Raw genomic sequence first — 12,488 nt, forward strand, 5'->3', positions numbered from 1 at the left:
AGAAAAACCTCAAATCCGGAGGAAACCCCGGCAAAATTACGCTTGAATGCTTTGAACCAATTCAACAACTTGTTCAGCCGTTTGCATATCCAGAGCTTTAGCAGCCAGTTCCTGCATATCCGCACGGGACAACTTGGTGATCTGACTACGAGCTGGCAGAATGGATGTTGCGCTCATGCTGAACTCATCCAATCCAAGACCGAGCAACAATGGAATTGCTGTTTCGTCTCCTGCCATCTCACCACACATGCCTACCCATTTGCCTTCACGATGCGCTGCATCGATAACCATTTTAACCAAACGCAAAATGGCTGGGTTGTAAGGTTGGTACAGATACGCTACTCGTTCGTTCATACGGTCAGCAGCCATCGTGTATTGAATCAGATCGTTCGTTCCAATACTGAAGAAATCCACTTCTTTGGCAAACTGATCCGCGAGAACTGCAGTCGAAGGAATCTCGACCATGATTCCGAGTTGAATGCTGTCAGAGACAGCAATACCTTCAGCAACCAGCTTCTCTTTCTCTTCGAGCAAGACCGCTTTTGCTTCACGGAATTCACCGAGTGTTGCGATCATTGGGAACATGACACGCAGGTTGCCATGTACGCTTGCACGCAGCAATGCACGCAATTGTGTACGGAAGATATCCAGACGGTCCAGACACAGACGAACTGCGCGGAAGCCGAGGAATGGATTCATTTCTTTTGGCAGATCCAGGTATGGAAGCTCTTTGTCTCCACCGATGTCGAGTGTACGAACAACGACAGGTTTGCCTTCCATTTTTTCCAGTACCGCTTTGTAAGCATTATACTGAATGTCTTCGGAAGGAAGCTTGTCTCTGCCCATGTACAGGAACTCGGTACGGTACAGGCCTACAGCCTCTCCGCCGTTCTCCAGAACACCCGTTACATCATTCGGTGTACCGATGTTGGCCGCAAGTTCAACATGAACGTTGTCCACCGTTACCGTTGGCTCATCACGAAGTTTTCTCCACTCTGCACGTTGTGCATCATACTGTTCCTGTTTGGCACGGTATTCAGCAATAACTTCATCAGTAGGGTTAACCAGTACGTGACCATCCAGACCGTCAACAATGATCATATCGCCTTGTTTCGCTTGAGCCAAGATGTCCTTGGTTCCAACGACAGCCGGAATTTCAAGTGAGCGAGCCATAATCGCCGAGTGAGAAGTACGACCACCAATGTTGGTTGCAAAACCTTTTACAAATTGACGGTTCAGTTGAGCCGTGTCGGAAGGCGTCAGATCCTCCGCAAGCACGATCACTTCTTCATTGATCTCAGCTGGACTCATGAAGTCGATACCAAGCAAGTGATTTAGCACACGTTTGGTAACGTCACGCATATCTGCAGCACGTTCCTGCAGGTAAGCACTCTTCATGTTCTCAAACATGGAGATAAATTGCGATGCGGTTTCGTTCAAAGCAAATTCTGCATTGATCTTATCATCCGCAATTCTAGCTTTAACCGGATCAATCAGTTCCGGGTCATTCAAAATGAGCAAATGCGAAGCAAAAATCTCTGCTTTTTTCTCGCCAAGCTCTTGTAAAGTGCGCTCTTTGATCGCCTCAAGCTCAGCCTGGGATTTACCCAGAGCTGAGTCGAGTTTTGCGATCTCTGCGTCAACGTCGTTAATTTGGCGTTTTTCTACAGAGTAATCAGGATGCTCCAAGATAAACGCCTTGGCGATAGCAATACCCGCCGAAGCCGCGATCCCGGAGACATTAAGCATTAATTTCGCCCAACCCTTCGTTAACCATAACGTCAGTCAAAGCTTGAAGAGCTTCAGCTTCGCCTTCGCCTTCAACGATGATGCTGATGGTGTCGCCTTGTTCCAATCCGAGGGAAAGAACACCCAGGATGGATTTCAAAGTTACTTTTTTACCGTTAGCTTCTGCAAAGGATTCTGCACCTTTGAATTTGTTAGCTGTATTAACCAGGGCTGTCGCCGGACGTGCGTGGATACCATCTTCGTCTGTAATTCTGAATGTTTGTTGCATTACAATCATCTCACTTTCAGTAATTTGGTTTAGGCATTGCATATATTTACACTTGCTTGCCATCGTCGTAACACTTCTTATTTTATCTCAATGATTGGCTGATCGCCAACTTTGAGCACTCCACTCTTCTTCAAGGTCACTGTGGAGCCTTCTGGCAGGTTGGTGAAAATAACGGGTGAAATAATCGATGGAGCGTTTGCTTTGACATACTCCAGATCCACTTCCATAATCGGCTGACCCGCCGATACCAGATCACCTTCCTGCACAAGTACGTTAAAGCCTTGACCTTTCAGCTTCACCGTATTGACACCTATATGAACAAGCACTTCCTTGCCTCCGTCGGACATGATGCCCACGGCGTGTTTGCTTGGAAATACATTAAACACTTTACCATACACAGGAGATGTTATTGTGCCATCATGTGGCAAAATAGCGAATCCGTCACCTGTCATTTTCTCAGCAAAGACTGGATCAGGGACGTTCGAAATGTCCATCAACTCACCATTGACTGGCATTACGATATCCTCATCAACGATACGCTCGCCTTGTTCACCCTGAGCCTTCTCCTCTTCTGGAGTCGGTTTAGCAGCTACTGGCGTTGGTGCTGGTGTTCGCCCTGCAATGATATCCTGCATTTGAGTTTTAATCGTATCGGAACGTGTTCCGAAGATGGCTTGAACGTTATTACCCACTTCAAGCACACCAGATGCACCCAATTGTTTCAAACGATCTTTTTTCACATTGGATTTCTCATTGACTTCAATCCGCAAACGAGTAATACAAGCATCCAGATGTTTGATATTCTCCTTACCACCAAAAGCTTCGAGAATGTTATGCGGCAGATCATCCGTTGAACCGGAGCCTCCGCCAGACGCAGTTTCAGGCGTTGCCTCTTCGCGTCCTGGTGTTTTGAGATTGAATTTGCGAATGATTAATCGGAATCCGAAGTAGTAAATCACCGCAAGAATCAAACCGACGATAATCACGTCCCACCATGGTGTACGGTTCGGAATAATACCGAAGATCAGGAAGTCAATGAACCCACCGGAGAAGGTCATACCGATCTTGACACCCAGAATTTGCATGGTCATGAAAGACAAACCTGCAAAGATACAGTGTACTGCAAACAGGACTGGTGCTACAAACAGGAACGAGAATTCAAGTGGTTCTGTGATCCCTGTCAGGAACGAAGTCAATGCTGCAGAGCCCATGATACCTGCTACATACTTTTTGTGTTCCGGTCTTGCTTCATGGTACATCGCAAGAGCGGCCGCTGGCAAACCGAACATCATGAACGGGAATTTACCAACTTGGAACGTTCCCGCTGTGAGGTCTGCTCCATCACGCAATTGATTGAAGAAGATCTGCTGGTCACCACGAATGACGTCTCCAGCTTTGTTCACGTACTCACCGAACTCAAACCAGAATGGAGAGTAGAAAATGTGGTGAAGACCGAACGGAATCAATGACCGTTCCACGACACCGAAGATGAATGCTGACAATGTCGGGCTTGTATCTACCATGAAGTGAGACACAGCATTCAATCCATTTTGAATCGGTGGCCAGATAATCACCAGAAGCAACCCGATTAAGAGGGAAACAACCGAAGTGATAATCGGAACAAATCGTTTACCTGCAAAGAAACCCAGGTAAGACGGCAGTTCGATTTTGAAGAATCGATTGTAACACAGCGCGGCGGCAATACCTATGATAATACCTCCGAACACGCCTGTACTTAATGTTGGGATACCCAGGATGCTGGCATAACCCGGTACTTCGCCGATCATTGCCGGGGTAACCCCTACTGCGGTACCCAGGGTGACGTTCATGACCAGATAACCGATGATGGCTGCTAGACCCGCAACCCCTTCGCCACCGGCCAATCCAACGGCTACACCAACGGCGAACAGCAATGCCAGATTATCGAATACGATCTGACCTGCGTTCATCATAATTGTTGCGATCGAATTCACCCACGGGGTGTCGAGCGCCGTTACATATTGCAAGAAATCCGGATTAACCAGCATGTTACCGATTCCGAGCAGCAAACCTGCCGCTGGCAGAATGGCTACAGGTAACATGAGAGCTTTACCCACTCTTTGCAATACACCAAAAAGCTTTTTAAACATCGCTTCGTTTACACCCTTTCGTCTAAGTTGTATGTTTGTATGCAAGCAAGGGAACACAAAAAAGGCATGAATTAACAAAGTGAAATGTGCCAACCTTGGGGTATAGCATACCCTGTATAAGGTAAGAACAATCACACTCTAATTAACTCATGCCTGATCGAGTCAGTAACACGTCGCTTATGTTTATTCAGTTGCTTGATTACGGAAACCATTGTAGCACCAGTTCTAATCCATTGCAAGCCTTTACACCAAAAAAATCATTCCCGCATTCCATCACTGGAATGATTTCACTTGTTCTCTTCTTCCTTCCGTTGATTCAGCCGTTGCAGATGAATGGTCAGGTACCCTACTTCCGCAGGATAAACTGGCAGATTCAACCTTTTTTCCATCACCTTGGTCAGCTTCCATGCAAGCGAGTACATTTCCGGATACTCCAACTTGAGCAACGAATCCAATTTATGAAGCTCTTCGACTTTGTCCCCCCGGCGTACACGCTCAAGGGCGAAACGAAGATGAGTCAGCAAACGGGAGTAGTCCAGTGATTCCGTTTCAAACGAATAATCGAGTTGGTCGGACACCAGGTTCACCAGATCAGTGATCAATTGTGAATGTTCACGTACCTGAGATATATTTTGGTTGGTCATAGCGCTATAGATATGAAGGGCAACAAAACCAATCTCGTCCATCCCCAAGTCTACTCCCATTCTCTCCTTGATCAGACGAACAGCGTATTCTCCCATCCGATATTCTTCAGGATAAATCTCGCGGGTCTCATATAGAAATGGATTTTGTATGACAATTCCCTGTTCCTTGCGTTTTAACGCGAAAGAAATATGATCGGTTAATGCAATATGAATATGTTCATTCAGAGGAACGTCCGTACGCTCTGCGATATACGTAATGACTTCGTTAATAATCTCAATCAAGGCTTCATCCACCTGTGGAAGAAGCTGCTTATACTGCTCTTGCTCCTGCTGGTTTTTCAAAATGAACATTTTCTCCACAGCCATCAGTGGAATGTGATCACTCGGTTTTCGGTTAAAACCAATACCCTTACCAATGACAACGACTTCCCCATGATCAGGATGCTGTGCAATGATTACATTATTGTTTAGCGCTTTATCTACATGCAGGCTGCTCATTGTTTGCACCTCATTTTTCACACCATCTTAGGTGTGATAAGTCACACCCTGTTACGAACGAAAAGACATCCGGAGCGGGCAAACCGCGCCGGACGTCTCGCTTAAAAAGTAACAAAAATTCGCCTTAAGGTCAATAGAGCATACATACAACATTCGAGGTGTTTCTTACTCGTCTACTCCAGCTCTTTCCACAATCTTGTCGATTATAGAAGGAGTTGTCACAGCCTCGCTCTGTTGAATAGCAACCGGCGCAGGTGTTTTGGACTTGGTAAGGCCTTTAATCAGCTGCTCTACATCGATGCCGGATACGCTCTTAAGCATCTCTGGAGCCGTCGCCATAAGTTCCGTAACATAGTTACTTACCCGCGCTGCACCTTCTCCTTTACCTGTATCTACCACAGTCAGTTTATCAATGGATGCAATCGGCTCGGCAATTTTGCCAGCCAGCTCAGGCAGCATTTTGACGATAATATCGAGGACAGCCGCTTCGCCAAACTTCTGGAACGCCTCAGCCAGTTTTTCCTTCGCTTCTGCTTCGGCAAGACCACGCAAACGAATAACTTCTGCATCGGCTGTACCTTTGGCAAGTTCCGCATCCGCCATGGCCTGACCTTCAAGCCGCTTCTGTTCAGCTGTTGCTTTGGCGTGTGTTTCGATGGAGTACTGTACTGCATCGGCTTCACGCATTCTTTTCGCTTTATCCGCTTCGGCAGCCTGCTCCACCGCATAACGATCCGCTTCTGCCTTTTTCTTCACTTCGGCATCATATTGCTTCTCACGTACGACGATTTCTTTTTCTTGCAGATCGATCTCACGTTCTTTACGAACGAGTTCAACCTTCATTTCTTCTTCTACCACGGTCTGTCTCGCACGCGCTTCATGGATATGGTATGCCTGATCGGCTTCCGCTTTTGCTGTATCCTGATCCCGCTTAAACGTGGCTACTTTCAGTTCCTTCTCTTTGGCCGCCTCGGCGATATTGGTATCCCGCAGCAACTCTGCTTTTTGGCCCTGTTCTTCCGCATTAGCCTTCTGAATACGCGCATCACGCATTGCTTCCGCTTCAGCAATCTCGGCATCACGCTTCACTGCCGCAATTCTCGGTTTACCGAGAGCGTCCAGGTAGCCCTGTTTGTCACGAACATCCTTGATGGTAAACGAGACAATTTGCAGACCCATTTTTTTCAAATCTCTAGCTGCTACGCCTTGAACCTCTTGGGCAAAACGATCCCGGTTCCGATATACTTCTTCCACCGTCATCGTACCGAGGATGGCCCGCAAATGCCCCTCCAGTACCTCCTGTGCTTCGCTTCTCAGCGCTTCTACAGGTTTACCGATGAATTGTTCAGCTGCGGTTGCAACGTCTTCTACAGCGCCCCCAACCTTGATAATAGCGACACCGTCCGCAATTACCGGAACGCCTTGCTCCGTGTACACTTCAGGGGTGGAGACATCCAGCTTGTGAGACAACAAAGAGATAAACTCCGATTGTTGGAACACTGGCAGGATAAATGCACCGCCACCACGAACAATCTTAATTTTTCGGCCAGAATCATCATCGGAAATATTTTTGCTACCCAGGAATGACCCCGTAACGATCATCGCTTCATCCGGTCCAACCGTTTTGTATCTCGCCCAGAAAGCCAAACCCAGGATCAGAATGACACCAACCACAACTATAGGAATCAACAAAACATCCCAATTCAAGTTTAAATCTCCCATTCCACATCTCTCCCCTTATTCATTCATGATGAGTGCTTAAACTACTTAAGTGATTAGACTACTTTATAAATCTTTAAGTACATTTTCATCCCATTCCGACACACGCAGTACACCATCTACGACATCCACCACAACAACACGTGCTCCCGCCGCAATGGGGAGGTGTTCAAAGCTGGATGCTGTTTGAATCGTACTACCGGATGCAAAGCGGATCATCACTTCGCCAAAACCTTTTTCCGGCACGGGAATGGTAATTTCCCCAATTTTCCCTGATAACTCTTTCATTGAAAATGCAATAGAGACATCGCTGTTACGCATCGGTTTGACATATGCGAAGAATACCAGCATGGCTGCAGCAATACCTATAAGCAGGGATAGTATTAGACCGGACATCGCACTTAATGAACTATAACGTGTCATCATTATGCCTGCACCACCAAAGGTTGTAATGGAACCAGCTAACACAACGGGTTTGAAAAAATCAAGACCTGGCATTTCGAAAGCTCCGTCCAGCAAGCCATCAATCAAGTCACCCAGCACAAGGCTGACAACCGCAAATATCGCCCCTCCGATTAGACACCCCCAATACATTGTTTCCATCCCCTGTTCCTCCTCTCTCTGCCGCAAATTCATCCTAACTGAGCGTTCCACATGTAAATAAATACGTAGCTAACATCAAAATGTTTCAAAATCTTTCCTCAAATGTATTCTGGAACCGATATTGGGTATTATCATGACATTCTGTTCTTCTTGCTTCATGTTTCTCCATCATTCTCGTGTATAGCCGAAAACATGAAAAAACCGCAAGCTCCCATAAAGGAGACTTGCGGTTTTTGGACAACAGAAAATGTCCGTTCACTTGTCAGTGATTATAAATGAATTAAAGAGAAGCTTTGTAGATGGATACAACATCTTCCCGTTGCAGTTTCTTGAAGTTACCGAATGGACCAAACAACATCGCTTTGTCAGCCATTACGTCGATCTGGCTGTCATCGATATCGTAATCTGCCAAACGGTTAGGTGCACCAATGGATGTCCAGAATTTGCTGAGCGCATCGATACCTTCTTCAGCAATCTGTCTGTCCGACTTGCCTTCAGGATTCACTTCGAACACATTGATCGCCAGACGTTTGAATCGATCCACATTGACATCCAGATTATGTTTCATCCAGTGTGGGAACAAGATCGCAAGTCCACCGCCATGTGGGATATCATACACTGCGGATACCGCATGCTCGATATTATGTGTTGCCCAGTCTCCTGCGAGACCCATATTCAGCACGCCATTCAATGCCATCGTTCCGCAATACAGAATGGTTTCGCGCAGCTCATAGTTCTCCAGATCTTCAACCAGACGAGGTGCTGCTTCCATTACGGTACGCAGAATCGTCTCACAGAAGCCCAGTTGAACCGGTGTGTTGGCGTCCAGATGGAAGTAATGCTCCAATACGTGAGACATCATATCCACCATACCGTATACCGTTTGGTCCAGTGGAACAGTGTATGTATTCACCGGATCCAGGATAGAGAATGCAGGGAAAGAGTATGCACTGCCCCAACCCAGTTTTTCTTGAGTATCCTGATTCGTAATAACCGAACCGGAGTTCATTTCCGAACCCGTTGCTGCCATAGTCAATACCGTACCAAGTGGAAGAGCGTCTTGTGCAACGGCTTTGCGCTGAGCAAAATCCCACATATCACCATCATACTTGGCACCTACAGCAATCGCTTTGGAACAATCCAGTACACTGCCGCCACCTACAGCGAGGATCAGGTCGATGTTATTTGTTTTGCAGAGGTCTACCCCTTTGTGCACCGTAGATAGACGCGGGTTAGGTTCCACGCCAGCCAGTTCAGTCACTTCTGCTCCAGCTTCCTTAAGCAAACCGATCACTTGATCATACAGCCCGCTACGTTTGATACTGCCGCCACCATATACAAGCAGAACCCGTTTACCGTATTTCGGCACTTCTGTTTTCAATGCTTCCAGTTGTCCTTTGCCAAAAATCAGCCGGGTTGGATTATAGAATTGGAAAGATCTCATATCTATTGTCGCCTCCAATGGAGTTTAGAATTTTTAGTGCAACTCCAATTATAGTACCCTGTTTATAGAAAAACAAATCGATAGTCACTCACTTTATAACAACCCGTTAATCCCCAAATGCGCTCTAAACATCTCGCTTGTTGAAGGCAAATTCTCAGCGTCCACCCATGTTTCGGTGGCCCATAACCCAGCCTGTTTGAATGCCCGAGGACAATGAATAAAGCACTCTTCCACATCCACAATGACAGCTGCACCTATGGTTTTACCACTCCAGCCCATACTGGCGATGAATTCCTCATCCTTGGTAATGGATGCTCTACCATTAATACGCAGCACTTCATTCAGACCCGGAATCAAAAAAAGCATACCGATACCAGGGTTAGACAACATGTTCAACAACGAGTCTATCCGCCGATTGCCTGGGCGCTCGGGATAAACGAGCCGATATGGTTCATAGACTTTCACAAATCCTGCTCCATCGCCCCGTGGCGATACATCGCTATTTCCATCCCGATCGGATGTTGAGAGGAAAAACAAAGGTGACATGGATAGAAAATTCTGAACATGTGAATCCACAAATGAGATTGCCTTGTTACGCACATGTTCATGGGGTTCCCCCACCATGCTTTGCAGTTCCTCTGCATCTGTAATCAATGGAATATTCAATGCCTTCTTTTCCAATTCATTAACCCCAATCCCTCAATTCATTGTGTTACTCTAGGACTTCTCTACATTATAACTGGCTCGGAGGTTCATTCCAATGCTTACCCATGACAAGAACACCCGCTCCTGATTGGGCGGGTGTTCTTGATTTGTTGGTTATGTTGATTATTATTCAGTGTATCCCATGCTGCTCACAAAACGACGGAAAGCCTGGCGTCCTGCTTCATCATGTTTGTAGACACCTGCATGCTCCAGAATCTCGGCGAATTTCAAGCCGACTTCCTGCTGTACAATGGCAACGGCTTGTTCTTTGTCCAGGTTAGGACCGAAACGTCCAATCAATTCTTCCGCCCAGCCCAGATGCTTGTTCAAGACATGCTCGGAAGCTTTGGCCGCTTCAGCAAGCTTGGCATCTCCAGCGAGGATATCCGCGATACTGTCCAGTTCTTCTTTCAAGCGACCTGGCAGGATGGCAAGTCCCATCACTTCGATCAGACCAATGTTCTCTTTTTTCAAATGGTGCATCTCACGGTGCGGATGGAAAATCCCTTCCGGATGCACATCATTCGTGCGGTTGTTACGCAAGACGAGATCCATCTCATACCCACCGTCTGCACTGCGACGAACGATTGGTGTTACCGTATTGTGTGGTACCTGTTCCCCATCCACTTCACTGAATGCCTCGATATCCACAGCAGAATCACTGTAGAGCTTCCACGCTTCATATACAGCATTACCTGCTTCAAGCAACTCTGCAGGATCGTGTGAAGCCAGACGCATTACAGACATCGGCCATTTTACGAGACTCAGTGTAAGTCCAGGTGCATCCGCATGGCGGAAGACAGCCTCAGGCTGTGCATTTTGAATCGCGAACGTATGACGTCCGCCCTGGAAATGGTCATGTGTCAGAATCGATCCACCAACGATCGGCAAATCCGCGTTAGATCCGATAAAATAATGCGGGTACTCCCCGACAAAGGCAAGCAGTCTGCGCAGCGTATCCTTCGTCAGTTTCATCGGCACATGATCATGATGGAAAATGATGCAGTGCTCGTTGTAGTACACATACGGCGAGTATTGGAACAACCAAGGCTCGTTGTTAAGCTCCAACGGAATGACTCTCAGGTTTTGGCGAGCCGGGTGATTCACCCGACCAGCGTAGCCTACATTTTCACGACACAGCTGGCATTTTGGATATACCGGAGGCGGAAGCAATTTCGCCATGGCAATTTCCTTTGGACTTTTCTCCGGCTTCGACAGGTTAATGGTAATCTCCATGTCTCCATAGGCCGTGTCCTGTGTCCAGTAGACGTTCTTCGAGATCCGATCCATCCGGATGTAGTTGGAGTTAATTGACAAGTCATAGAACTGAGAGGTGGCTGCTTCAATGCCTTCCGTTTGCTCCGTGTGGCGGAATGCGCGTACCACTTCGGATGGGCGCGCCATCAGATGACCCATGATTTTGGCATCCAGCAAATCACGGAACGTATCGCTATTTTCAGGAATGAGTCCAATGGTGAATCCATAATCAATTAACGTATCCAACATGGCCTGTGGACCATCGGGAACTGTCGTGTCCAACTCTCCGGCATAAGGCTCTGAGAATCCGAATTGTTCAAGCAGCAGGTTGCGGCTATAATCCCAATCCGCTTCCTCGATTAATTGTTTCTGCAAGGCAAATGCAACCAGACGTTCAATGGCATGCAGTGCTTCCTGCTGCTCCGGTGTCCGCTCTGTGGCACCTGCTGCAATATGAGTCTGTGACATAAGGTATTCGCCTCCTAGTTTTTTCCGTAGCCGTCAGGACGTGATTGGTGCCAGCTCCAAGCGCTTTGAATAACATCTTCCAGATTGGTCCATTTCGGATTCCAGCCCAGGACAGATCTCGCTTTTGCAGATGAAGCTACCAGCACAGCCGGGTCACCTGCACGACGTGGCTCCTGTACAACCGGGATATCGAGGCCAGTCACTTTTTTGGCTGTTTCAATCACTTGTTTTACCGAGAATCCTGTACCATTACCCAGGTTGAACACATTACTGTTCTCACCTTTGCGAAGATAATCTACTGCACGCAGATGCGCATCAGCCAAGTCGCTCACGTGGATGTAGTCACGGATACATGTTCCATCTTCTGTTGCATAGTCGTCACCAAACACGGCGATGTGCGGGCGTTGTTTCAAAGCTGTTTGCAGTACGAGTGGAATCAAGTGACTCTCTGGCTGGTGATCTTCACCAATTTTACCACTGTCATGAGCACCGGCTGCATTGAAGTAACGCAGGGAAACGTATTTGATATCCTGAACTTTATCGAACCATGACATCATGCGTTCCATCATCAGCTTCGTTTCGCCGTATACGTTGGTTGGCTCTGTTCGATCGCTCTCTTCGATTGGCACTTTTTCAGGCTCACCGTAGGTAGCTGCTGTAGAGGAGAAGACAATGCGGCGTACGTTCGCTGCATTCATTGCTTCCAACAGACAGAGTGTACCAAACACGTTGTTGTCATAATATTTAACCGGGTCTTTCATACTCTCGCCTACGAGTGAGTTGGCTGCAAAGTGAATGACTGCATCAATTGAATTCTCAGCGAACAGCTTCGCCAGAATTTCTTTGTCACGGAGATCCCCTTCATACAACTTACCGCCGAGCAACGCCTCACGATGCCCTGTCTGCAGATTATCAAGTACGACAACCTCTTCCCCACGTTCCAACAATGCTGCTACCGTATGAGATCCAATATACCCTGCTCCACCTGTCACCAAAATTGCCAT

General features: G+C 47.2%; 10 protein-coding genes. All 10 read right to left on the reverse strand.

Annotated elements, in window-relative coordinates:
- Nucleotides 1–36: 36 nt before the first annotated feature.
- The 10 genes from ptsP to galE all read right to left on the reverse strand — a co-directional run bounded on the left by ptsP (nt 37) and on the right by galE (nt 12,488).
- Entirely contained in the window at nt 37–1,749 is a 1,713-nt protein-coding gene (ptsP, locus tag WFI24_RS27950; protein ID WP_145323937.1) for a phosphoenolpyruvate--protein phosphotransferase, read from the reverse strand.
- Nucleotides 1,742–2,017, reverse strand: a complete 276-nt coding sequence (locus WFI24_RS27955) for an HPr family phosphocarrier protein (RefSeq protein WP_036617010.1) — start codon at nt 2,015–2,017, stop codon at nt 1,742–1,744. Before WFI24_RS27955 ends, ptsP begins: the two co-directional genes overlap by 8 nt.
- Nucleotides 2,018–2,094: 77 nt before the next feature.
- Nucleotides 2,095–4,146 (reverse strand): glucose-specific PTS transporter subunit IIBC, encoded by a 2,052-nt coding sequence (gene ptsG, locus WFI24_RS27960; RefSeq protein ID WP_336765210.1) that lies wholly within the window; start codon nt 4,144–4,146, stop codon nt 2,095–2,097.
- A 287-nt stretch (nt 4,147–4,433) separates the two neighbouring features.
- On the reverse strand, nt 4,434–5,288 hold the full coding sequence (gene glcT, locus WFI24_RS27965) for a glucose PTS transporter transcription antiterminator GlcT (RefSeq protein ID WP_145323941.1): 855 nt from the start codon (nt 5,286–5,288) through the stop codon (nt 4,434–4,436).
- Nucleotides 5,289–5,453: 165 nt separating this feature from the next.
- Nucleotides 5,454–7,010: a flotillin family protein gene (locus WFI24_RS27970; protein WP_336765211.1), complete on the reverse strand. Its 1,557-nt coding sequence runs from the start codon at nt 7,008–7,010 to the stop codon at nt 5,454–5,456.
- A gap of 63 nt (nt 7,011–7,073) precedes the next feature.
- Entirely contained in the window at nt 7,074–7,610 is a 537-nt protein-coding gene (locus WFI24_RS27975; RefSeq protein ID WP_336765212.1) for a protease, read from the reverse strand.
- Between the two features lie 280 nt (nt 7,611–7,890).
- A complete protein-coding gene (locus WFI24_RS27980; protein WP_047844049.1) occupies nt 7,891–9,054 on the reverse strand; it encodes an iron-containing alcohol dehydrogenase in 1,164 nt (387 codons plus the stop codon).
- A 93-nt stretch (nt 9,055–9,147) separates the two neighbouring features.
- Nucleotides 9,148–9,735 (reverse strand): MSMEG_1061 family FMN-dependent PPOX-type flavoprotein, encoded by a 588-nt coding sequence (locus tag WFI24_RS27985; RefSeq protein ID WP_336765213.1) that lies wholly within the window; start codon nt 9,733–9,735, stop codon nt 9,148–9,150.
- A 150-nt stretch (nt 9,736–9,885) separates the two neighbouring features.
- Nucleotides 9,886–11,484 carry a UDP-glucose--hexose-1-phosphate uridylyltransferase gene (locus WFI24_RS27990; RefSeq protein WP_336765214.1) on the reverse strand — a complete coding sequence of 533 codons (1,599 nt, stop codon included), beginning with the start codon at nt 11,482–11,484 and terminating at the stop codon, nt 9,886–9,888.
- 14 nt (nt 11,485–11,498) lie between these two features.
- Nucleotides 11,499–12,488, reverse strand: coding sequence for a UDP-glucose 4-epimerase GalE (galE, locus tag WFI24_RS27995; RefSeq protein WP_017686840.1), 990 nt, complete (start codon nt 12,486–12,488; stop codon nt 11,499–11,501).

The sequence above is a fragment of the Paenibacillus sp. USHLN196 genome (genome assembly GCF_037144955.1).
GTDB classification, from domain to species: domain Bacteria; phylum Bacillota; class Bacilli; order Paenibacillales; family Paenibacillaceae; genus Paenibacillus; species Paenibacillus xylanexedens_C.